We start from the raw sequence: 23,284 nt of genomic DNA on the forward strand, positions 1-23,284 counted from the left end.
TACTATGGGAGAGAAAATGGCCGGTTTAACGATCCGAGATATACGCAAGTCCTACGGCACGCTGGAAGTCATCCACGGCGTTGATGTCGCGGTCGAGGACGGGCAGTTTCTAGTGCTCGTCGGACCGTCAGGTTGCGGCAAGTCGACCCTTCTGCGGATGATCGCCGGCTTGGAGAGCGTAACGTCGGGAACCATCCATATCGGCGAACGCGGGGTCAACAACCTCCCACCGTCTGAGCGTGACATTGCTATGGTTTTTCAGAACTATGCGCTTTATCCACACAAGACAGTGGCGGCCAATATGGGCTTCCCGTTGAAGATGCGCGGAATGCCCAAGGACAAGATCAAGGAGCGCGTCGACCGCGCGGCAGATATCCTTGGTCTGAAACCCTATCTCGCACGCTATCCCCGGGAATTATCCGGTGGGCAGCGCCAGCGGGTTGCTATGGGACGCGCAATCGTACGCGATCCGCAGGTTTTCCTCTTTGACGAGCCACTCTCCAATCTGGATGCGAAACTGCGTGTGCAAGTGCGCACGGAGATCCGCGAGCTGCACCTGCGTCTCAAGACCACGACGGTCTATGTTACCCATGACCAGATTGAAGCCATGACGATGGCCGACAGGATCGTCGTCATGGATGATGGCCATGTCTCGCAACAGGGCGCCCCGTTGGAGCTTTACGACGAACCGGCCAATACGTTCGTCGCCCGATTCATCGGTTCACCATCAATGAACATGTTGCAGGGTATTGTCGGTTCCGATGGCGCATCGGTCGAAATACTAGGTGTGCCCTTGGCTGTGCCAGCGCGTGCGGGCATGACGCCTGGCCGCAAGGTGATCGTCGGGATCCGGCCGGAGCACCTTGTGCCCGCCGACAAAGGCTTTGTTACGGAACTGGTGGTCGTCGAGCCGACAGGTGCGGAAACGCATCTCGTCTTGCGTTTTGGAACGTATGAACTGATCTCGGCCGTTCGTGATCGTCATCAATATGTGATCGGCCAGAAGCTAACCATGGCACCGGACCCCAGATGTATCCATCTATTTGACGAAGAGACTCAGCAAAGGCTGGGTTGAACGCTCGACATCATCCGGAGTGCCCGGCACGTATCGGTCAAACGCGCGGGGAGTGCCAGTGCATCCGGATGGAGGCACCGCTGAAGGGCGATGGCCTTCATAGGCCGGCCTATTGATGTGAAATTCCCGAAGTGGTCTGCATGGACCACCGCGCGAGTTGCACTTCTTTCGTCGATATCGTCGGTTTACCTCAATGTCCACGCGCCTGTCGCCGACAGAGGGTTGCTCTGACCGCAGCGATGCATGGCTTCGGTCCAGGAGGCGAACTGATAGGCGCCGCCCTTCGGGACGGCGCCGGTTCTTTCAGATGGGCTGAGCGGTCGGACGGAACAAAATTTCGTTGACGTCCACGTTTTCCGGTTCACTCATTGCAAAAGCCACCATCCGAGCAAACGCGTCTGCAGTCATACCCACGGCACCGACGAATTCTTTCGAGCCGGCCTGAATTTCGGCATCACTGATGTGCTCCAGCAGCTCCGTTTTCATCGCTCCCGGCGAGATGATCGTCGTGCGGATGTTATACGGCTTGACTTCCTGACGAACACCCTCGGAGAGGGCACGCACGGCGAACTTGGTTGCGCAATAGACCGTGGCCGCTGGGCCAACCACGTGACCGTAGACCGACGACACGTTGATAATGTGACCCGATCGCTGTTCCTTCATGTAGGGAAGTGCGGCGGCAACGCCATACAGAGTACCCTTGAAATTCACGTCGATCATGTGATCCCACTCATGCACCTTCAAGGCTTCGAGCGGAGCGAGCGGCATGACCCCGGCATTGTTCAGGATCACGTCCACGCGGCCGAATTCCTTGAAGGCTGTATCGACGAGGTTTTTCACTTGCGCTTCGACCTTGACGTCGGTGGCTACAGCCTTGGCTTTGTATCCGGCCGCCGTCAGTTCGGCGGCAAGGGCCTGGATGCGGTCCGCACGGCGCGCACCAAGCACCACTGAGGCGCCGAGCTTTGCCAGATGACGAGCAGTCGCCTCTCCAGAGCCAGAGCTCGCTCCGGTTATAACAACGACCTTGCCTTTGATATTCTCACTCATTCTTTTTCTCCAGGTTTGGCTGTGCGCAGCGTCAGTCCTGCGCAAACGAGGCTCTCGCTCATGGGGCTCCCTTGCCTTGCGACGAAGGGGCATGAGTAAGCGTCTAGCGGCGTTAAAGTGGGATGTGCTTCTCCCGCGATAGCGGGTAGTCATCAATAAACACGCATCCCATTCAGCGAATAGAGGCCTAAGCGTGCATGGTCTTATGAATCTTCTTCATAAATGTATTGAGATGAATCAACTTGGGTCGCTTAGCGATGCGCGCCGGCCTCGTTTCACTCGATTGCCTGCATACGTCCCGCATCGACGATGGCCTTTATCTTGGAGCGGCAGGTGCCGCAGTTGGTTCCGGTTCGCAACGCCCCGGCGACAACACCGTTGGAGCAACAGCCACCGCTGAATCACGCTGGTTCCCGACGTTACGCCCCCCGCGGCGCCGACGCTTTGGGCGCGAGGGGACCAGCAAAGCTTCCAAAGTCGCGGGCGCTGTGAATGTCTTGCTCTAGTCCACTGTTGATGATCCGGTTCAGACCGCGGGGAGTTGATCGATCATCTTGTCCAGTGTGATCGGATAGGCTCGCACCCGGATGCCGGTGGCATTGTAGGCTGCGTTGGCGATAGCGGCAGCAACACCGCAGAGCCCGAGTTCGCCGACGCCCTTGGCTTTCAGCGGCGTTGAGGACGCATCGGTCGTGTCGAGGAAGATGACCTCCTGATGCGGGATGTCGGCGTGCACCGCGACCTCATAGCCGGCGAGATCGTGATTAACGAAAAAGCCACGCCCCATATCGGTGGCAAGTTCCTCCGAAAGTGCCGCACCTACGCCCATGGTCATGCCGCCAATCACCTGGCTGCGCGCGGTTGTCGGGTTCAGAATGCGGCCGCTGTCGCAGACAGCCAGCATCCTTTTGACGCGAATCTCCCCGGTGCCGATATGGACGGCGACCTCGACGAAATGTGCGCCGAAAGTGGCTAGCTGCAGACCCTTTTTGAAGTCGCCGAAGGTCATGGTATCCTCTGCGATCAGCTCTTCATCGGCCGAAACTTCAGCGAGAGGCAAAACGGTGTTGCCAGCCCGAACGTGGCCGGCTTCGAAATGGGGGTTCTTAACGCCCAGGCGCTCGCCAATTTTTTTCTGCAGGGCGAGGCAGGCGGCATAGACGCCGGCGGTGGAGCTCGCCGCGCCGAACTGACCGCCCGAACCGGAGGCGACGGGGAACGCGCTGTTGCCCAGCCGGACCTCGACCGCTTCCATCGGCAAGCCCATCGTTTCTGCAGCCGTTTGAGCGATGATCGTGTAGGATCCGGTTCCGATGTCGGTCATGTCGGTCTCCACCGTAAGTCGACCGGCTTTCAGCCGTACCCGCGCGCTGGAATCCAACGTCGGGCCGCCTCGGTAGGCACCGGCCATGCCATGGCCGACCAACCATTGTCCGTCTCGCATGCCGCCTGGTTTTTGATTGCGGTTTTTCCAGCCGAAGACCTCTGCGCCGCGCTCAAGGCATTCAACGAAATGTCGCTCCGAGAACGGCTTGCTGGGATCGCTCGGATCGACCTGGGTGTCGTTCAAAATGCGAAACTGTACGGGATCCATGCCGAGCTTTTCGGCCATCTCGTCCATGGCGATCTCGAGCGCCATCAGCCCGGACGCCTCACCCGGCGCCCGCATATCCGAGGACTCCGGCAGGTTCATATCGACCAGGTGGTGGATGATGCGGCGGTTCGCGCCGGCATAGAAGTAGGGGCTCTGTGCCGTAGCGTCCTCACCCCGGCCGCCCGGCAGGGTATGTGATGCGACTTCATGCCAGATGCCGGTCAGCTTCCCGTCGGCTTCCGCAGCTAGCCGGATGCGCTGCACGGTCGCAGAGCGATGCGTGGTGTTGTTCATCATGAACGGCCGCGGCAGCGCCAGCTTGACAGGGCGGCCGGCGGCGCGGGAGCCAAGCGCAGCCAGCACCGCGTCGGCGCGCAGCCACAGCTTGCCGCCGAAGCCGCCCCCGACATACGGGCTTTCCACGCGGACCTTCTCCTTGTCGATGCCGAAGCTCGTGGCCAGCGACCCGCGGTTCCAGTTGATCATCTGGTTCGACGTCCAGACGGTCAGCCGGTCACCGTCCGACCAATCGACGATCGACGCAAACGGTTCCATCATTGCATGGGATTGCGAGGGCGTACGGTAGATTTCATCGATGACGGCCGAAGCGTTCCGGAAAGCCGCCTCAACGTCTCCCACCAGAACCGACGGCTTGCCGGATCCTTCGAGACGCCGAAATGCGGCATCAAGGTCGAAATCAGACTTCTCTTCCTCGTAGGTCGCCTTGATAAGCGCCGCCGCCGCCCGGGCTTGCTCGAGCGTTTCGGCAACGACAACCGCGATCGCCTGATGATAGTGCTGCACTTCGCTGCCGCCGAACAGCCGGGCGACGTTGAGCATCCCGAGAGGCAAGGGATCTATCTCGAGCGTGGTGACCACGGCCGCGACGCCGGGCGCCGAACGGGCCGCCGAAGCGTCGATCAAGGTTATGCGGCCCTTGGCGATGGTCGAGCCGACAGGATAGCCAACAAGTTGGCCCGGCACGACGTCGTGGCGCTCATAGGCGTACGGCGCGGTGCCCGTGACCTTCAGCGGGCCGTCGATCCGGGGGTGCGGCTTGCCAACGATCGTGGCGCGGTCGAAGATATTCTGCCCTGCCGGTTCATTGAATTCCATGATCTTATCCCTCTGCCAGCATGGCGGCCAGCGTCCGTTCGGCCAGCTTGATTTTGAAGGCGTTCTCTTCGGTCGGTCGGGCGCCTTTCAGCAGGCGCGCCATAACGGCGCCGGCGCCGTTCGGCAGTTCCGCATCCGCTTCGGCCCGCCGCCATGGCATGGGGGCGACGCCGCCGAGCACGACGCGGCCGGTGCCGTCGGCTTGGCGGACCAGCGCCACCGAAACCAGCGCAAAAGCATAGGAGGCACGGTCGCGCACCTTGTGATAGGCGTGACGACCCCCGACCGGCGGCGGCAGCGTCACCGCGGTGATGATCTCGCCTGGCATGAGCACCGTCTCCCGGTCGGGTGTATCGCCTGGCAAGCGGTAGAATTCGCCAAGAGGAATCCTACGGGTCGCACCCACCGAGGTCACCGTCTCGACCACCGCATCAAGTGCCCGCAGCGCGATGGCCATGTCGGACGGATGGGTGGCGATACAAGCGTCTGAGGTGCCGATTATCCCGAGCTGGCGCGAGAAAGCGCCAACGCCGAGGGCCGCGCAGCCAGCGCCAGGAGCGCGCTTGTTGCAGGGTTGGGCGGTGTCGTAGAAATATGGGCAGCGGGTGCGCTGCAGGAGGTTGCCCGCGGTGGTCGCTTTATTGCGCAGTTGACCTGAGGCGCCGGCGACAAGCGCACGTGTGAGCAAGCCGTAGTCGCGCCGGATGCGCTTGTCGGCAGCGAGATCGGTATTGCGCACGAGAGCCCCGATGCGCAGCCCGCCTTCAGGCGTTTCGGCGATCTTGTCCAGTCCAAGCCCATTAACGTCGATCAGATGCACCGGCGTCTCTATCTCGAGCTTCATCAGGTCAAGAAGATTGGTGCCACCGGCGATGAACTTCGCGCCAGGAACTTGTGCCGCGCGAGAAGCTGCCGCAGCCGCATCCGCGGCGCGCTCGTAGGAGAAAGCTTTCATCCCTGTGCCTCGGCCACTTGAGTGATTGCTGCCAGGATATTGGCGTAGGCGCCGCAGCGACAGATATTGCCCGACATCCGTTCCCGAATTTCCACATCCGTCACTTCAATCGCCGCAGCCAGGTCGCCGGTAACATGGCTGGGGATGCCGGCACGGATTTCCTCGATCACCGCTTTGGCTGAGCCGATCTGGCCCGGCGTACAGTAGCCGCACTGGAAGCCATCATGTTGGATGAAAGCGGCCTGCATCGGATCGAGATCATCAGGCGTGCCGATCCCTTCAATCGTCCTTACCTCGTCGCCCTCATGCATGACGGCAAGGCTGAGACAAGAGTTCAACCGCCGGCCATTCACGGTGACGGTGCAGGCGCCGCACTGGCCATGGTCACAGCCCTTTTTGGTGCCGGTGAGCTGCATATTTTCCCGCAACGCATCGAGCAGCGTCGTTCGATTGTCCAGGTCAAGGGTCCGTTGCGCACCGTTTACAGTGATTGAGACAGACGTCCGCTCGGGGCCGACCGGAGCACCTTTGGCAGCAGACTCCGCGCTGACCCGCCCGGGGAACCCGGCGGCTGCTGCGGCCGAAGCGGCGGTGGCAACGAGTAGCGTTCTTCGGTTAAGCTCGAATTCGATGGGTGGAACCATGGAGGCTTTCTCCTGTCCTCGTTCGATTTGCCCCTCCCTCCCAAGCAACTTAGGACTATGCATGCAGGCGATCACCCCCATCCCGGTCATGCCAACGATGAATCCAGCTCATGGTTTGTTTGCAGTGCTGCACCGGCCTTAGCGCGGCTATGATCTGTCGGAAACAAATCGGAGATGATCAATGAAGCGCGAAGAACTTGGCGATCTCGCTGTGTTTCTGGCTGTTGCTGAAGAAAGCAACTTCACCCGCGCCGCAACGCGAATAGGGATTTCTCAATCCGCGGTCAGCCATACGATCCGCCGCCTGGAGGCATCGGTTGGGCAGAAGCTGCTGAACCGCACCTCGCGACGCGTCACTACGACCGAGGCCGGACAGAAACTTCTCGAGACCTTGAGGCCCAGCTTCGGTCAGATCGATGCTGGTATGGAAGAGCTGCGTCATCTCGGCGATGCCCCGCGTGGTCTGGTGCGCCTGACCACAAGCAAGACCGCCGCGAGCACTATCCTCTGGCCCATCCTGTCACGGATCGTCCGCGACTATCCAGATGTGCAGATCGAGCTCTGTCTGGAAAGTCGTCTCACCGATCTCACGGAGGATCGGTTCGACGCCGGGGTGCGACTGGGGGAATTCGTGGGGCCAGGCATGATCGCGATAAAGATCGGGCCGCCGCTGCGCATGGCTGCTGTTGCCACACCGGAATATTTCAAAGAGCACGGTGTCCCAGGGCATCCTTCGGAGCTCGATAGCCACGATTGCCTCGCACTACGCTTCAACGCGCATGTGCCAACATATGACTGGGAGTTTGAAAAGGATGGAGAGGAGATCGTCAAAAAGATCTCCGGACCGTTCATATTCAGCGAAAGCGATATCTGCATCGAGGCAGCGAAGGAAAGCCATGGCATCGCTTTCGTCACCGAACCCGAAGTGCGTGACGCAATCAAGCAGGGCAGCCTTCGCCGTGTTCTTGCAGACTGGTGTCCCCCCTTCGAGGGCTTTCACCTATTCTATTCCGGGAGACGGCAAGTCAGTTCAGCGTTGCGTCTATTGATCGATCGATTGAAGTACCGCGATTGAAAGATGTGCCGTTGGGTGATGCCCGAGCCATGGTGGGTTTTGGCCCACCACGGGAGCGAACAAGCCAGGCTCAGGTCGGTGTCCATACGCTCGACTGGTTCGAGGGTGCAGCTCTAGCGAGCAGCCTTCGAACCTGTTGCAACGGGATTTTTGTACCGTAGCGCTTCCAATATCACGGTCATCGCCGGAGACATCTGCCGCCTGCTCGGATAATAGAGATGGTAGCCGCTAAAGGGCGGGCTCCAATCTTCGAGCACGTGCGTCAGTCTCCTTGCCGCGATATGGCCTTGAGCCAGGTCGTCAGGGACAAATGCAACTCCGTAGCCGCTCAATGCTGCATCGATCATCGGCATCGACGTGTTGAACGTGAGTTGTCCCTCCACACGCACTCGCAGTTCGCGGCCATCCTTCTCGAATTCCCAGGCGTAAAGTCCGCCGGCCGTCGTCTGTCGCATATTGATGCAGGCGTGTCCCACAAGGTCTTGTGGTGTTGTGGGCATCGGATATGCGGAGAGATATTCGGGCGACGCCACGGCGATCATCCGCCAGTCAGGACCTATGCGCACGGCGATCATGTCGCGGTCAACGCTTTCGCCAAGGCGAACCCCGGCGTCAAAGCGTTCCTCCACGATGTTGCGCATCCCGTTGTCGCTGTAGAGTTCGACCCTAACATCGGGATAGGTCATGAGAACGGTGCGCAGTTTGGGCCAGACCGTCGTTTGCAGCGCATGATCGGACAAGGTCAGGCGCACCGTGCCGGACGGCGTATCGCGAAATGCCACCAAGCTCGCGAGATCGGCATCAATCTCCTCAATACGTGGCGCAAGCGAGCGGAACAAACGCTCACCTGCCTCGGTAGGCGCTACGTTGCGCGTGGTGCGCGCGAGTAATCTCACTCCCAGCCGTGCCTCTAACTGCTTGATAGTGAGGCTGAGCGTTGATTGCGAAGTACCGAGCTTAGCTGCCGCCTTGGTAAAGCTGCGCTCTCTGGCGACCTCCAGGAACCAGAGCAAATCCTTCATGTGCTCGCGTTGCAAGGCAAACTCCTTCGTTCATTCATATCACAGATCGATAACTTCATGCAGATTTCACGGATTGTCCAACATGTAGCGGTACATATCTACCAGTCACGACGGCCGATTAGTGAAGGCGTCATCCCGCCGACCCCAAGGATAGCGGCTATGGACGTGACCTATAACAGTGGATTGACGAATTCCCGCTCCGCCTGGAGCGCCGTGATTTCCATGGCGCTTTGTGTCGCGGTGCTGATCGCGTCCGAGTTCATGCCGGTCAGCCTGCTGTCGCCGATCGCCGCCGATCTAGGGATTACCGCCGGCCAGACGGGCCAGGCGATTTCGATCTCCGGCGCCTCCGCGGTGGTGACCAGCCTCGTCATCGCAGGTCTCACCCGCCGTATCGATCGACGCGTCGTGGTCCTGGCGTTCACAGGGCTGCTTATCGTCTCCGGCCTCGCCGTCACATTCGCGCCGAACTACGCTTTCCTGATGGTGGGCCGGGCGCTGCTCGGGATGGCGATCGGTGGCTTCTGGTCGATGTCCACGGCAATCGTGATGCGTCTCCTGCCGGCCGATCTGGTGCCCAAGGGCCTTGCACTGCTGAATGCCGGCAATGCGATCGCCGCTACGATCGCCGCCCCGCTTGGAAGTTTCCTCGGGGCATATGTCGGCTGGCGGGGAGCGTTCTTCATGGTCGTTCCCCTGGGCCTCCTCGCACTGGTCTGGCAATGGATCAGCCTGCCTGCATTGGCGCCGCAGCGCGACCGGGGTTCGGCCAATGTCTTCACGCTGCTTGGGCGCCTTTCGGTCGCGCTGGGCATGGCCTCCATCCTGCTTTTCTTCATGGGCCAGTTCGCGCTGTTTACCTATCTGCGTCCTTTCCTCGAACAGGTTACCCAACTCGACATCGCGGATCTGTCCGCAATACTGCTGGTGATGGGGCTGGCGGGCGTTGCCGGAACCTGGTGCATCGGTCGCCTGCTGAACAAGCGGCTCTTCAGCGTCCTGATAGTCATTCCGATTGTCATGGCGCTGCTGGCAGCTGGGTTGGTCCTATTCGGTGCAGTGCCGATCGTCGTATCCTTGCTGCTTTCTGCCTGGGGCTTTTTTGGCACTGCAGCACCCGTTGGCTGGGGCACCTGGTTGACCCGCGCCATGCCCGACGATGCCGAAGCCGGAGGGGGCCTGCAGGTGGCCGTGATCCAGCTGGCAATCACGGCCGGCGCGGCAACCGGCGGCTTTCTTTTCGACGCCGTCGGCTGGTGGAGCACTTTCGCGCTTAGCGCCGGCCTGTTGTGCGGTTCATCACTCCTTGCGGTGGCGGCTTGGCGTGTCACCCGCGGCATTCAGCCATGACGATACATGATCACCTTTCACCGACGGCATCCCACCACGTTCTAGAATGTCAGGAAATTATAGTGACCGATAACATCGCAGCTAAAATCGTAGCCATCACCGGCGCCTCAAGCGGCATGGGCGCGGCAGCTGCCCGTCATCTCGCCGCCAAGGGCGCCAGTGTCGTCGTTGCGGCGCGGCGAGTCGACGGGATCGAAACCCTCGTGGCCGACATCGCGAAAATGCGGAACATCATTCTCGGTGCAATTGCCTCAATGCTGTTTACGGGAGCCGCCATGGCACAGGAAAGGATCGTAATCTCATCACCATGGGGGAAACTGACAGCCGAACTGGTCGACAATGAAGCGACAAAGGCCTTGCTTGGAATGCTTCCGGTCACGATGGACATGCACGATCATCTTCGGCAGGAGAAGACGGGCAATCTGCCTTCCTCGCTGCCGCAGTCCGGACGCCAGCTTGACTTCGACAATGGCACGCTCGGATTGTGGGGGTCGACCGACTTCGTGATCTATTATCGCAAGGGAAGCGTTCCGCGACCGGGGATCATCATTCTTGGCCGCGTTGATGGCGATGCGTCCATTTTCGATCGCCCTGGCCCGATCACCGTTGAGATCGACCGAGCCAAGTAGGGCTCGGCCTCAACGATAGTCCGGTCCATCACCTCATCCCGTCGCGCCGAGCGAGAGGACGTAGTCACCATGAAAAATAGAATCCTGCCGGTTGGTTTGGCGTCAGTCTGTGGAGCACTGGCTCTGGTCGCAAGCTACCTGACGTTGCCGCATGGGACCGGCCCGTCGCCGGCATATGCCGAAGCCAATGCTGTGACTTTCCCGCCTCTTGACCAGCTTGAGCACTACACAACCGTGCGTCGCGGCATCACGCGCGAACATATGCTGACAAGCTCGGCCGCACTCGCAGCCCTGAGGGCCGGACAACCGGTCCCCGTGGGGACCCAAATGGTGCTTGTCGATTACCAAAGCGATGTGCTGACCCGGTATCTGGTCAGCCAGAAAATCGGTGCCGGCGACGACGAGTGGCAATATCAATGGTTCTGGCCGGATCAATCGATCAAGGCCGATGAGAACGTAGCGCAGTGCTACGCCTGCCACCGGTCGCGCCAAAGTCAACAGTTCATGTTCACCCATGACGGAGCGATTTCCAATGACGATCCGCTTTAGGGTGACAGGGGGCTCCATGCTGACGACGAGAGCCGCGCCTCAGCTTTTGGTCCCGGTCGGTATGGCTGCTTTGCTGCTTTTGTCGCTAGCCTACTGGTGGCTCGATAACATTCCGCACGAAATCTTTGGTACGGCTATGTTTGTCCTGATCGCCTGGCACATCGCCATGAACCGGTTGTGGTTCAGGAATGTGTTTCGGGGTCGCTACGATGGCCGCCGCGTCTTCACGGCGCTGCTGCATCTATTCCTGATCGTCAATATGGCGGTTCTTCTGGCGACGAGTATCGTCATCTCAAGATCGGTGCTGGCTTTCCTGCCGCTTCCAAACATCGCGAACCTTCGCGAGGTCCATTGGTTCTCCGCCTATTGGGTGATGATCGTCGTCGGCATCCATCTTGGCATTCACTGGATCCGGGTCATGGCACTGCTACGTTCGATGCTGGGTCTGTCCCGCGGAAGCGCCCTCAGAGCATGGACGCTCCGCGCGGCGGCGATGGCCAGTGCGGGATTCGGCTTGTGGAGCTTTTGGGTGCTCGGCGTGTGGGGCAAGCTGACATTCACCTATAGCTTGGATTTCTGGGACTTCACGGCATCCGTCACGCCGTTCTTCGGGCATTGGGCGGGTGTCCTCGCCCTCCCAGCCATTCTGACGCACTACGTCATGACTGGATGGGTCTCAGCGGCTTCACATGGTGGTCGCTTGGCTGGGCTACGCAAACCGACGCAGCGCCCCATCCAGTCCGTAGGGTGATCTGCAGAGCCATTGGGCCGCTCAACCCGGATGCTTGCGATTTTCAAGTATGCTGGGAAACCAGATGAGCATCCCCCAAGAGGCTGTCCGTGCCGCATCTTTCAACCGAGACCCTTGAGGGTGGCATGGTGTGGCCGCACTACACGATGGAAAAGCCCTAGGATGACCGGGCGGGCAGGGCGTGATGCCGTTCGCGCCCTGTCCTGCCGATTGGCATTCGGATGGGTTACATCCGCAGCAGGGCCTTGATCGCGCGGCGTTCGTCCATCGCCTTGTAGCCCTCGGCCACGTCCTCGAGCGGTATTTCGAGATCGAATACTTTGCCCGGATTGATCTTGCGGGTCATCACGAGGTCGAGGAGATGGGGAAGGTATTTCCGCACCGGTGCCGGCCCGCCCAAAAGGTTTTTCTGGGCGAAAAACAGGTTCGCGCCGTCAAGCTGCACGCTGTGCGGAACACCCACAAACCCGATCGAGCCGCCCGGTCGCGCGCAATTGATCGCCTGGGACATCGATTCCTGGGTGCCGACACACTCGAGAACTGACTCCGCGCCGATGCCGTTCGTGAGTTCCTTAACCTTCGCGGCGCCATCGTCGCCGCGCTCGGTGACGATGTCGGTGGCTCCGAATTCAAGTGCCAGCTCTTGGCGGGCCTTGTGGCGGCTCATCGCGATGATGCGTCCCGCGCCCATCTGCTTGGCGGCGAGCACGCCCATCAGGCCGACGGCGCCGTCACCGACAACGACCGCGGTTGCACCGGGCTGCACGCGGGCGGCATCCGCTGCATACCAGCCCGTGCCAAGTACGTCCGAGGTCGCGAGGAGGCTCGGGATCAAGTCGTCGGATGGCATCTCGGCGGTTGCCACGAGTGTTCCGTCGGCCAGCGGGATGCGGGCGTAAGGGGCCTGCGCTCCGGACATGAATTCGCGGTGCTCGCAGGACGAAGGGAAGCCGAAACGGCAATGCGGGCATGTGTTGTCGGAAATGCAGAAGGACCCGACGACGAATTGGCCTGGCCGGATGGTCTTCACTTCACTCCCGACTTCAACCACCACGCCGCAGTATTCGTGGCCCATATGGGCAGGGCCATTCATCGGTTGGAGTCCGCGATAGGGCCATAGGTCGGAACCGCAAACGCACGAAGCCGATAGTTTGATAATGGCGTCAGTGGGCTTCCGAATCTTTGGGTCGTCGACCTCTTCGCAACGGATGTTACCGGGGCCGTGCAAGACTGTTCCAAGCATGAGTTGTTTCCTCGGTGTTGCATTAAATGGTCTGGATGAAGCGTATGGAAGCCGAACGCACCGAATGGCGACGGGAGGCCGGGAAGCGCGCACTGAGACGGAGAGGCGGTGTCGCGCTCGTCGTGCCATTTCATGCGTATTCTACCACGAAGGTTCGCCAGGCATTATCGCGGAAGGTCGATTAGACCTATTCATGCTGTACATGAATTTCGTGAGATGACCCCGCTTTGAGATGTCGGGCCAAGTCCTTGACATAACTGGACGTTATATCCTCATCGACCGTACGATTGCCGCTTGCTGGATCGAAAGCTAAAAACATAAGGACGAGCTCACGCGACTGCACCACCTTCGGCGAAGTCGCTCCTTTCAACGACGTCATTCAGAGGTAAGCATGCCTTACGCCATCATGTTCACGGATGATCCCGGGGTCCTGGAAAAGAAAAAGGCGATGCGTCCCATCCACGTCGAATACGTGACCAAGAACGCCAGTCGCATCATCGCAAGCGGTGGCTTTTTCCCTGATGACGACGATTTTCCCAACGGCGGTCTTATTCTTCTGGATACCGACATTCGACAAGAAGCTGTCGATTATATCGAGAACGATCCCTTCTTTCAGAACGGCATTTTCAGCAAATATACGGTGACGAAGTGGCGCAAGTTCATTTTCGATCACAAGCGCATTCCCGCCTGACGGCTAGACGAATTTGCGGCAGGCAAGGCCCCGCGATGAGCGGCGACACTGCAGGCCGCCGGCGGCCTGACACTCCAACTGCCCCTCGGCCCGACTTGCGCTCTAACGGCTGAAGTGTCTTTGATTTCTCAGTGGGACTCTCTCAGATCGATTAGTTAGACCGGCAACGCTACGGCTGTATTCTTTCTTGTGAGATCCACGCAGCGGGGAACAGATGTCTGATGCCCTTTAGCCAGCACCGCTTCGCTTGCTCAGTGGATCTCCCTTGCAGTCGGATTTGCGAGACGTTCACACGCCTTTCCCAAGCTACCTCATAATGAACGGATTGCCGGGCGCGGCCTCGGCTATCGAGATGATGACACTCTTCGTTTCGAGGTATTCGTTGACGGCTTCGATGCCGCTCTCACGGCCCAGCCCGGAACGTTTTATGCCTCCGAAAGGCACCATGTAGCTGTACGCCCGGTATGTGTTGATCCACACCGTACCGACATGGAGCGCCTTTGACATGCGGACGGCGCGACCAATGTTGGTCGTCCAGACGCCCGCCACCAAACCGTAATCTATTCCGTTGGCGATCTCGATCGCTTCCTCTTCTGTGTCGAAGCCGATGATGGAAAGAATCGGGCCGAACACTTCCTCCTGGGCGATGCGCATGTTGTTCTTCACCTCGGCGAACACGGTGGGCTGAACGAACTGGCCACCGGTTAGGCCCGGGCCTTCCGCTGCTTTCCCGCCTAGGATACACCGCGCGCCGTCCGCCCGAGCGACGTCGAGGTAGTCCATGACCTTCTGGAATTGAGGCGGCGTGGCGATCGGCCCGACGTCGGTCTCCGGATCCATAGGATCGCCGAGATGGATATTGCGCGCCAGATCGAGAACCCTACCGGTGAACTCCTCCATGATCGAGCGCTGGACCAGCAGGCGCGAACCTGCGGTGCACATCTGGCCGGATGCGCCGAAGATGCCGGACACGGCCCCCGACGCGGCCAGTTCGAGGTCAGCGTCGGCGAACACAATGTTCGGTGACTTGCCGCCCAGTTCGAGGGATACCCGCTTCATGCTGCGCGCTGCGGTTTCGTAAACGCGCGCACCAGTCACATCAGATCCGGTGAAGGTGATCTTCGCGACGCTGGGGTGTTCGACCAGCGCGGCCCCGGATTCCTGGCCAAGTCCAGTCACGACATTGAAAACACCTGGGGGAAGGTCCGCTTCCTTCAGGAGTTCGGCGAATTCGAGCGTACTGGCCGACGCGAATTCCGAGGGTTTTACCACCACGGCGCATCCAGCTGCCATCGCCGGAGCGCACTTGATAGATGCGAACCAGAGAGGAGAGTTCCAGGCAGTCAAGGCGGCGACAACACCGACGGGTTCTCGTGAGGTGAATGCAATCGCGTCTGGTTTTTCGAGCGGGATCGAATGGCCCTCGATCTTGTCCGCCAAACCACCATAATAGCGCCAGCACTCCGCGATCGCGCCGAGTTGGCCCCTCGTTTCCCGCAGGAGCTTGCCGTTGTCGCGTGTCTCGATTTCCGCTAACCGGTCGCGGTTCCGATCGACCAGATCGGCGATCGCGTTCAACGCCTTTCCGCGCTGCGTCGCCGTGTACCGCGACCACGGACCCTTCGTCATCGCGTCCTGCGCCGCGCGGACGGCACGGTCGACGTCGACGGATCGGCCGCGCGGGATTTGCGCCCAGACATCGCCCCGATAAGGGTCGACGGTATCAAGCCGTTCCCCGGCCGCCGCATCGGCAAAGTCGCCAGCAATAAACATCTGGTATTGTTTCATCGGACATCCTCTGGAGCTCTGCGACCACCGGCCCATGCATTCAGTTTAGTCTGGCGCATCCTGGCGGGATCGGCAGGGCGGTTATCGGGTTCGCGAATGGCGAGGCTGACCGTCACAAATCACGAGCGACAGTTCGACGTTTCCGGCGGACGCCACTTCCTCTCGGTGGTGATCATTTGCGGACGGACTTTAGTAGACGCTCCTCCCATTCGCCACATGAGACCCGAACCGACGGCAGAGGGGTATAAGCACTGATTATCGGGGGGGCGTCATCGCGGGATCCGCGTTTTCATGTGGCATCGCCTCTTTGGTCGCAGTGCTAAGATCCCCTTGGCGACGACCAGCCTTGGGTTGGCCGAGCGACCGGAAGGGAACGCGGGGGCTGGCTAGCCAAGGAAGCAGGGTGGTCGCCGTAAGACAATGGTTCCCGTGCGCCGCATGAGGATCGATCCCAACAAGATCCTCCATCTAGCAACGATCATAGAACATGGAAGCCAGAATAGCGCAGCGAAAGCGCTGGGGTTGTCCCAGCCCGCCCTGTCAACCTCGATGAGCAGGCTCGAAGACGAACTGGGCATGCGGGTTCCGGAGGGTGGCCCATTTGGCGTCCTGCCCACGCCCGCCGGGGAGGTCTTGTACTGCCATGCGCGCTTGATCCGCGACGACCGCATAAATGGTTTCAGCTGGGTATAACGCTACAGCATATCATCTCTTGAGTCGGGATGCCCCAATAAGTGCCCGTTTTAAAACAACTATCTCGGCTGTCGCGTTCCGGCCGGATTCGATTGCGGACTTGCCTGCCACCCGTGCCCTCAATTGAGAGTGGACGGCGCTGACCAAATACCTTCTCCGTAGGCTATCGCAGAAACATCACGTCGCGCCCCGGACGATAACCGGAAATGACGACCGGATCCGCAAGGCGGGTCGACTATAGCAGGGAGGAGACGCATGAATCGTTTCGAAGGCCGTACAGTGATCGTGACCGGTGCCGCCAGCGGTATAGGTGCTGCGTGCGTGCGGCGGCTGCACGCCGAAGGCGCCGACGTCGTGGCGGCCGATGTCAGCCGCGAGGCAGTCGAAAAGCTCGTCGCTGAATTCGGGGACAGCGAGCGGGTCAAGGGTGCTGTGATCGATGTACGCGACGCGGCCGCGGCGCTTGCCCTGGCGGAGGAAACCCGGGTGCGGCTGGGACGCCTCAACGGTCTGGTCAACTGCGCTGGCATCACCGGGGTGGCCAACATTTTGGATGTCGAACTCGACAAGCTGGAACAGGTCATGGCGGTCAATCTCGGCGGTACCGTCAACATGTGCCAAGCCTTCGCACGCACGGTCCGGGACGACACAGGGCCCCGTGCGATCGTCAACATATCGTCCGGCGCAGGGGTGATGGGCGTCCCGAACCGACTTCCGTATGTAGCGTCGAAATTCGCCGTCTCGGGCATCACCAAGTCCATGTGTCCGGAGCTGGGTCCTTTTGGAATTCGCGTCAACGCGATCGCACCCGGCATGACCAGGACTCCGTTGGTCGAATACATGCTGCAGGACCCGGAGGCCGTGGCGCGAATCAAGGCCGCCCATCCGATCGGCCGCATGGGCGAGCCCGAGGAAATCGCCGCCGTCATCGCCTTCCTGCTGACCGACGATGCAAGCTTCATGACCGGTGCGGTGGTCTCGGTAGACGGCGGTCAGACCGCGTGCCTGTGATGTCGAGCCTGGCGTCTTCGCGCTCGACGTTCCACGGCTGAGGCGGGACAGTATCCGCGCGACGCGGCTCGGGACCGGGCGGCGGCTGATCTACTAACAACATACCCTTCTTTCAGGGTGCGACTGCCGGGCGCGCGCGGCTGAGGCAGGGCATGGACAAAGCGCGAGGCCAAGGAAGGGGACTATTGAGGAAACCAGAATGATGTCCGAACACTACGAGATCGTCGAAAGGGATTTCCGGGATATGGTCGCGCCGATCTTTCCCCCGGAGGAACTTTTCCGCGGGGCCTTATTTGCGGAGGGGCCTGCTTACTTCCCAGCCGGACGATACCTCCTGTTCACCGACATTCCCAACGATCGCATTTTGCGCCTGGACGAGACGAATGACTGCGTCAGCGTCTTCCGCCAGGACTGCGGCCATCCCAACGGTCAAACAGTCGATCCACAAGGACGTCTGCTCACTTGCGAACATCGCCACCGCCGGGTCAGCCGCACTGAGCACGATGGCACCGTCGTGACCGTTGCGGATCGTTGGCGCGGCAAGCAACTAAACTCTCCCAACGACGCCGTTGTGACCCGAGACGGTGCCGTCTGGTTCACGGATCCGACCTACGGCATCCTCCATGATCTCGACGGGATCAAAGCCGAACCTGAAATCGGAGGCTGCCATGTCTACCGCGTGGACCCGACCACAGGCGAAGTGGAAGCCAAGATCACCGACATGGTAATGCCGAACGGTCTCGCTTTTTCGAAGGACGAAAGCACGCTCTACGTCGTCGACAGTGGCAAGAGCCACTTTGAGGACGGACCGGCCCATGTACGCGCCTTCAAGGTGGACTGCGATATGCACGTGCGCGGGGGCGAAGTCTTGGCGGACTGCCCGGTAGGGATTTTCGACGGTCTGCGCCTGGACGACGCCGACAACATATGGATCAGCACGGGCGAGGGCGTCTATTGCTATCAGTCAGGTGGAACCTTGCTCGGCAAGATCAAGCTTGGAAAGATCGTGGCCAACCTCACCTTCGCGGGACCGAGGCGAAACATTATGTACATTTGTGCGATGAACGGGCTGTACCGCGTCCGGTTGAAAATTAATGGTCCTCGGTAAATCGCCCGACGGCAGACAAGCGTTGATGAGGTTGCGCGCAACGGATAACCACTCGGCGATGAGCGGGAGGTGGATCGGCCGAAATTGGTCGGCTACCCTTGGGTCCTGCCGACTGCGCGGCACTCACACGCGATCTTGGATGCAGCGTTCAGAGCGGCGAGGTTGCTACCGACCGAAACGTCACCGTATGTGGCTCGGTCACCCTGTTGAAATCGGTGGTGGTGAACGGCGATTACCTGGCTGTCCTGCCAGCGCACGCATTGCAGGAGGAAGCTATTGGTTGCCGGTTACCTACCCCTCTGCAGTCACTTAGCCGACCTGAGATGCGGGCAACAGCGTTCTCAACGACATGACGACCGAGTGAGGAGACGCAAAACTCAGCAGAGCGGCGTCTTTCATATGTGTTCCCCCGACATGGTTGGCTGTCGATATCTGAGTTTCAAGGCGGCGACCGATGCCAGCAGCACAAGGACGCCGCTAACGGCGAACACCATTCCGACTCCCCCATGGGCCGCTACCGCGCCAAGCAAAGGACTGGAGACCCCCATCGCCAGGTCAAGACAGGCCGTATAGGCTCCCATCGCAAGCGCACGGTTTTCGATGGGAGCGCGTTTGACCACTTCGACGCCGAATCCCGGGAATACGAGCGAATAGCCGAAGCCGGTCACGGCCGCTCCCGCGAGCGCAACTGTCGGGTTCGGAGCCAGCCACATCAGCATCTGACCCAGTGCCTCGACAGGCAGCGAGCAGAGTGCGAGGTTTGCACCGCCGATACTGTCTGCGAGATGGCCGAACAGGATGCGTGCCAAGATCAAAGACCCCGCGAAGCAAGAGACGGCCAACCAGCCGGACTCCCACCCTCGTTCGGCAAACAATAGAACCGCGAAGGTGATAACTGCTCCGAAACCGACACTGCTCAGGGCGGCGCCAAAGCCCGGTAACCACACCGCGAACAGCACCGCACGCAGCGAGCCGTGCTCGCGCGGAATCGTTGCCACTGGTCTTATGGGGACGACGATCGCGATAGCCAGCAAGGGCGCGACAGTTGTGACAACCGCTATGGAAACGAACCCGTATTCGGAAAACAATGCCGTCCCAACTGGGGCTCCGACGGCGTATGCGCCGAACACAGCCGTTCCTGCCCACGCGATCACTTTGCCCGCGTTCTGCTGTCCGACGGTACCGAAACCCCAGCTCAGCGCACCGGTGATGATGAAGCTTTCCGCCCCGCCAAGAACGCCTCGACCTATCGCAAGAATGGAGGCCGACAATACCGGTGTGCTGACCAGCAACAACGACACAAGGTAGAGGCATCCTGCGACGGTCGCGGCAGCAAGCCCCAGTAGCACGGTCGGCTTCGAGCCGCGGCGGTCGGCGTAGTTTCCTGCCCAGAACCTTGACAGCAGAGACGCTGCGAACTGGCTGCCCGCCACCAATCCCACTGCGATCGTGCCGAGGCCTAGCTGGTCGTGGACATAGATCGGAAGAACCGGTAGCGCCAGACCTATGATCAAGAAGCCTACAAAGACGATCCCCATCAGGGGCAGCAGTTTCACCGCGACCGACGAATTCCCCGGCTGTGCTTCAAGATGGGCGAGGCGAGGGCTCATGCGAGTTTCGTATACTTTCTATCGCTTGGCGAATTCGGCCACGTCAGAAAGGCGACCAGCCGGCCGCCAGAATCAGGCATCTGGGAGAACGCGCCGCCCAACGCTGCCCGCGGTGAGGTAATCTATAAACTTGCTCGGTGAGGAAGGTCGACGCATGCGCACTTGGCGCAGTCGTCACGGATACGCGAATGTTAGTTAGCACAGGCAGCATCGCGCGATTACCCCCACAATCCTGCAAGGACTTATGAATGGCGGATATATATATCCGTGGGTCAGCCATCGGCTGGTATCGAGACGGACTCGATTTCGACGCCATCGAGAGCTTACGCGTTCCCACAGTCCAAACAGTTACAATGCGGTCCAGCATGGAGCGGCAGCCACAGGATTGCTCGCGCGGTGTCGGTCCCATGTACAACGACCTTATTGACGAGAGGTCGCGCGGCGGGTGCGCACGGCCGCCGGATCAATACGAACGAACTAGCGAAAACCGAGCAGGGCCTGGATTGCCTGGGCGACACGGCAATTTGATGGATCAGTCTGCCGCGTCAACAGGTGGGTCGCCTGGCTGAGTTTCTATTGTAACGCGCAGCGCGAAACTCCATTGCGAGCGCCGGGAGGACGACGAGGTTCATTTCGTTGTGACCATCCGGCATAAAGGGAACAACTTTGGTTGGGCTAAGGGCCGACGTGGCAAGGTGCCGGGTTGCCTCTTGGAAGAAGCCGTGACTGGAAGCGATTGACATGAAGGTGGGATACATCGGTTTGGGAGCGATGGGAGGCTCTCTCGCGCGGCATCTCGTGAACTCCCACGAATTGATGGTTTGCGATCTCAACAAGAGGGCGGTCAAAGATTTCGTGGGAATGGGAGCGACGGCGGCTTCGACCGGAGCCGAATTGGCCCGTGCTTGCGACATTGTGATGCTCTGCCTTCCCCGCACATCGAACGTTCGCGAGGCGATCTTCGGTTCAGGCGGCCTGCAAGATGGGATTGCCGCAGGGAAGCTTGTCGTTGATCAGACCAGCGGCGTTCCTCAAGAGACGGCCGAGATCGCACAACGCTTGGAGAAGCTCGGCGTCCTGATGCTGGATGCCCCTGTAAGCGGAGGAATTCCCGCCGCGCAGGCAGGTGCGGTGTCGATCATCGCTTCGGGACCAGATGCGGCATGGGAGATGGCCGCTCCGCTCCTCAACGCGATGAGCTCGAAAGTTTTCCGCTGCAGCGATCGCATTGGCGACGGTCAAGCTCTGAAGCTTGTCAACAATGCCATGGGGGCGGGCTATCGGATGGTGGTTCTGGAGCTTGCAGCCCTGGGGCTGAAGTCCGGATTTTCGCTCGGCGAGATCACCGATCGCTTCAACGCGGGCGACGGTGCCAACTTCACCACCAAGAAGATGTTGGTTGCCAAGTTGGAGGGGAAGGCCTCCACGGACTTCTCGCTGGCCCTTATGGTGAAGGATCTTAACGAGGCATTGGAACTCGGACTTCAAACTGGTTCTCCGATGCACATTACTTCCGCTGCTCGAAATATTATGCAAGTCGGCTTGAACACCTTGGGCGGGGGAGCGCGTCTCGAAGATGTTTTCCGGATCGTAGGTTCCCTGGCTGGTGTCGATTTCGACCGCGACGATGCAGACTCGGATGTTGCCGCTATGGCGGAGACAGACCGAAGCTCCGTTCTTGCCTCCATCGAGAGCGCCGTTGACGCATGTAACCACATCGCGACCTTCGAATGCGTGGCGATGGGCATAAAGTATGGCCTTATGACGAAGCCGATGAATGAGGTTCTGAACTCGGGTTCCGCTTGGAGCCTTGCATCCGAGCGGGTTCTCGGCTCGATTTCCCATGGCAAGCCTTACAGAGCGGGTAAGACCATTGAGGGGATGCTTGAGGCGTTGCGGAACGTGGCACGCTTGAGTGCCAAGTACGGCGTCCCGGCTATTGTGAGCAACGCGGTGCTTGCTACATTCGAGCGCGCGTCCAACGAGTTCGGCCACCAATCCGACATCGGGGTGATGGTCAGCGGGTTCGAACGCGCCAAGGGGCGGAGTCTTCGACTCGAAAGCGGTAGCCCAAAATAGTCAAAGGCGGTGGATTATCGCCCTCCCCGACGAAATCCGCTTTTCCCCGCATATGCTGTCCCGCCGCTTTCACATGCGATTGGCGACTTCTTCGGTTCATTGTGCGGGTGTGAGACAAAGACGAAGGAGTTCATCTTTGCGCCAGGCGTTAAGATCGTGGGCGAATGTCGGTGTTAATGGGGCGTCCGGCTTAAAGTAAGCTAGCCCTCTCGGAGGCAGGTAGATGCAGGTCACGTTTTCAGACGCCCACGCGTTGGCGACCGACGTTTTGATCAAACATGGAGTGAATCCCCAGCATGCCAGGATTGTGTCGGATCACCTGGTCGACGCGGCCGCTGCCGGTCACGCGTTCGCGGGCTTGCCCCGAGTCCTGGCAATTGTTGAAAACCTCAAACAGAGGCCACCGGCAAAGCCGATAACCGTGACCGTCAAATCCCCGAATTCCGCAGTTGTCTGCGGGGGAGGGACCAATGGTTATGTCACTTCGTTGGTGGGCATCGATAAGGCCCTTGAACTGGCCGTGCAAAGTGGCGTGGGTGTTGTCGGCGTTACCGACACCTGGTTCAGCGGCCGCCTTGCCTATTATGTGGAGCGCGCTGCGCGCAAAGGCTTCATCGCCATGCACACTGCAAACACGATGGCGAGGGTCGCGCCCACGGGCGGCATTGACCGGATATTCGGCACCAATCCGGTCGCCTTCGCCTTCCCCGCGGACCCGGATCCTCTGGTCGTGGATTTTGGAACCGGCATGACAACTTGGGGCGATGTCCTTTTACGCCAAGAGCTTGGAAAGCGGTTGGAACCTGACATGGCCGTCGATCTGGAGGGCCGTCCTACAGTCGACCCGACAGAAGCACTCGTCGGTGCGTTCATGCCGTGGGGTGGACACCGCGGATCTGGACTCTCCCTCGTGGTGCAAGTGCTCGGCATCCTGTGCGGGAGCGCGACCATTGTCGAAGAAGTATCAGACTGTGGGTTCTTCTTCCTGGTGTTCAATCCGGAGCTTCTGATGCCGCTTGGCCAGTTTCGAGCGTCGGTGACAAAACTAATCGATCAGATCGAGGCTTCGCGTCCCGCCGCCGGGATATCCAAAGTTCGAGTACCCGGCAGGTCTAGCGCAGCGAAACGCAGAGAGGCGCAAATCGCGGGTACCATCGAGGTCGACGACGCGATCTTCGAGGCGCTGGACCGCATGAGACGGGAACACGCGGAGGCGTGACAAGCATTCGGGCAGACCTATCGATCGGCCTA

At 60.1% G+C, this 23,284-nt stretch carries 20 protein-coding genes; 12 read left to right on the forward strand and 8 right to left on the reverse strand.

All coding sequences use genetic code 11. From position 1 onward, the window contains the following. Positions 1–16 precede the first annotated feature (16 nt). Entirely contained in the window at positions 17–1,075 is a 1,059-nt protein-coding gene (locus AC1RZR_RS20810; RefSeq protein ID WP_481825804.1) for an ABC transporter ATP-binding protein, read from the forward strand. A 303-nt stretch (positions 1,076–1,378) separates the two neighbouring features. Here AC1RZR_RS20810 and AC1RZR_RS20815 read toward each other — a convergent pair whose 3' ends face one another. The 4 genes from AC1RZR_RS20815 to paoA form a co-directional block, all read right to left on the reverse strand. After that, positions 1,379–2,125, reverse strand: coding sequence for an SDR family oxidoreductase (locus AC1RZR_RS20815; RefSeq protein WP_481825805.1), 747 nt, complete (start codon positions 2,123–2,125; stop codon positions 1,379–1,381). A gap of 526 nt (positions 2,126–2,651) precedes the next feature. Beyond that, the gene (gene paoC / locus AC1RZR_RS20820; RefSeq protein WP_481825806.1) at positions 2,652–4,835 is read right to left on the reverse strand and encodes an aldehyde oxidoreductase molybdenum-binding subunit PaoC; all 2,184 of its coding nucleotides are present in this window, start codon (positions 4,833–4,835) and stop codon (positions 2,652–2,654) included. Positions 4,836–4,839: 4 nt separating this feature from the next. Further along, positions 4,840–5,790: an FAD binding domain-containing protein gene (locus AC1RZR_RS20825; RefSeq protein ID WP_481825807.1), complete on the reverse strand. Its 951-nt coding sequence runs from the start codon at positions 5,788–5,790 to the stop codon at positions 4,840–4,842. Then, a complete protein-coding gene (gene paoA / locus AC1RZR_RS20830; RefSeq protein ID WP_481825808.1) occupies positions 5,787–6,434 on the reverse strand; it encodes an aldehyde dehydrogenase iron-sulfur subunit PaoA in 648 nt (215 codons plus the stop codon). The genes AC1RZR_RS20825 and paoA overlap by 4 nt, the downstream gene beginning before the upstream one ends. 181 nt (positions 6,435–6,615) lie before the next feature. Here paoA and AC1RZR_RS20835 point away from each other — a divergent pair, with 181 nt between their 5' ends. Next, positions 6,616–7,509 (forward strand): LysR family transcriptional regulator, encoded by an 894-nt coding sequence (locus AC1RZR_RS20835; RefSeq protein ID WP_481825809.1) that lies wholly within the window; start codon positions 6,616–6,618, stop codon positions 7,507–7,509. A 113-nt stretch (positions 7,510–7,622) separates the two neighbouring features. Here AC1RZR_RS20835 and AC1RZR_RS20840 read toward each other — a convergent pair whose 3' ends face one another. After that, positions 7,623–8,546, reverse strand: a complete 924-nt coding sequence (locus AC1RZR_RS20840; protein ID WP_481825810.1) for a LysR family transcriptional regulator — start codon at positions 8,544–8,546, stop codon at positions 7,623–7,625. 144 nt (positions 8,547–8,690) lie between these two features. Here AC1RZR_RS20840 and AC1RZR_RS20845 point away from each other — a divergent pair, with 144 nt between their 5' ends. The 4 genes from AC1RZR_RS20845 to AC1RZR_RS20860 all read left to right on the forward strand — a co-directional run bounded on the left by AC1RZR_RS20845 (position 8,691) and on the right by AC1RZR_RS20860 (position 11,810). Then, positions 8,691–9,881, forward strand: coding sequence for an MFS transporter (locus AC1RZR_RS20845; RefSeq protein WP_481829089.1), 1,191 nt, complete (start codon positions 8,691–8,693; stop codon positions 9,879–9,881). Beyond that, complete coding sequence (locus AC1RZR_RS20850) at positions 9,878–10,510, forward strand: cyclophilin-like fold protein (RefSeq protein WP_481825811.1); 633 nt, start codon at positions 9,878–9,880, stop codon at positions 10,508–10,510. Before AC1RZR_RS20845 ends, AC1RZR_RS20850 begins: the two co-directional genes overlap by 4 nt. Before the next feature lie 69 nt (positions 10,511–10,579). Then, entirely contained in the window at positions 10,580–11,059 is a 480-nt protein-coding gene (locus AC1RZR_RS20855) for a cytochrome P460 family protein (RefSeq protein ID WP_481825812.1), read from the forward strand. 16 nt (positions 11,060–11,075) lie between these two features. Then, the gene (locus AC1RZR_RS20860) at positions 11,076–11,810 is read left to right on the forward strand and encodes a DUF4405 domain-containing protein (protein ID WP_481825813.1); all 735 of its coding nucleotides are present in this window, start codon (positions 11,076–11,078) and stop codon (positions 11,808–11,810) included. Between the two features lie 226 nt (positions 11,811–12,036). Here AC1RZR_RS20860 and AC1RZR_RS20865 read toward each other — a convergent pair whose 3' ends face one another. After that, entirely contained in the window at positions 12,037–13,053 is a 1,017-nt protein-coding gene (locus tag AC1RZR_RS20865; protein WP_481825814.1) for a zinc-dependent alcohol dehydrogenase family protein, read from the reverse strand. Positions 13,054–13,444: 391 nt separating this feature from the next. Between AC1RZR_RS20865 and AC1RZR_RS20870 the strand changes: the two genes are divergently transcribed. Continuing rightward, on the forward strand, positions 13,445–13,744 hold the full coding sequence (locus AC1RZR_RS20870) for a YciI family protein (protein ID WP_481825815.1): 300 nt from the start codon (positions 13,445–13,447) through the stop codon (positions 13,742–13,744). Positions 13,745–14,050: 306 nt separating this feature from the next. Here AC1RZR_RS20870 and AC1RZR_RS20875 read toward each other — a convergent pair whose 3' ends face one another. Continuing rightward, complete coding sequence (locus tag AC1RZR_RS20875; RefSeq protein WP_481825816.1) at positions 14,051–15,532, reverse strand: aldehyde dehydrogenase; 1,482 nt, start codon at positions 15,530–15,532, stop codon at positions 14,051–14,053. Between the two features lie 438 nt (positions 15,533–15,970). Between AC1RZR_RS20875 and AC1RZR_RS20880 the strand changes: the two genes are divergently transcribed. From AC1RZR_RS20880 to AC1RZR_RS20890, 3 genes are all read left to right on the forward strand, one after another. Next, entirely contained in the window at positions 15,971–16,225 is a 255-nt protein-coding gene (locus tag AC1RZR_RS20880) for a LysR family transcriptional regulator (protein ID WP_481825817.1), read from the forward strand. Positions 16,226–16,480: 255 nt separating this feature from the next. Further along, positions 16,481–17,236 carry an SDR family NAD(P)-dependent oxidoreductase gene (locus tag AC1RZR_RS20885; protein WP_481825818.1) on the forward strand — a complete coding sequence of 252 codons (756 nt, stop codon included), beginning with the start codon at positions 16,481–16,483 and terminating at the stop codon, positions 17,234–17,236. Positions 17,237–17,435: 199 nt separating this feature from the next. Beyond that, complete coding sequence (locus AC1RZR_RS20890; RefSeq protein WP_481825819.1) at positions 17,436–18,344, forward strand: SMP-30/gluconolactonase/LRE family protein; 909 nt, start codon at positions 17,436–17,438, stop codon at positions 18,342–18,344. 395 nt (positions 18,345–18,739) lie between these two features. Here the strand turns inward: AC1RZR_RS20890 and AC1RZR_RS20895 are convergent, their stop codons facing one another. Beyond that, positions 18,740–19,954, reverse strand: a complete 1,215-nt coding sequence (locus AC1RZR_RS20895; protein ID WP_481825820.1) for an arabinose transporter — start codon at positions 19,952–19,954, stop codon at positions 18,740–18,742. A 741-nt stretch (positions 19,955–20,695) separates the two neighbouring features. Between AC1RZR_RS20895 and AC1RZR_RS20900 the strand changes: the two genes are divergently transcribed. After that, the gene (locus tag AC1RZR_RS20900) at positions 20,696–22,033 is read left to right on the forward strand and encodes an NAD(P)-binding domain-containing protein (protein WP_481825821.1); all 1,338 of its coding nucleotides are present in this window, start codon (positions 20,696–20,698) and stop codon (positions 22,031–22,033) included. Positions 22,034–22,256: 223 nt separating this feature from the next. After that, the gene (locus AC1RZR_RS20905) at positions 22,257–23,252 is read left to right on the forward strand and encodes an Ldh family oxidoreductase (RefSeq protein ID WP_481825822.1); all 996 of its coding nucleotides are present in this window, start codon (positions 22,257–22,259) and stop codon (positions 23,250–23,252) included. The last annotated feature ends 32 nt before the right edge of the window (positions 23,253–23,284 follow it).

The sequence above is a fragment of the Mesorhizobium bavaricum genome, from assembly GCF_056781655.1.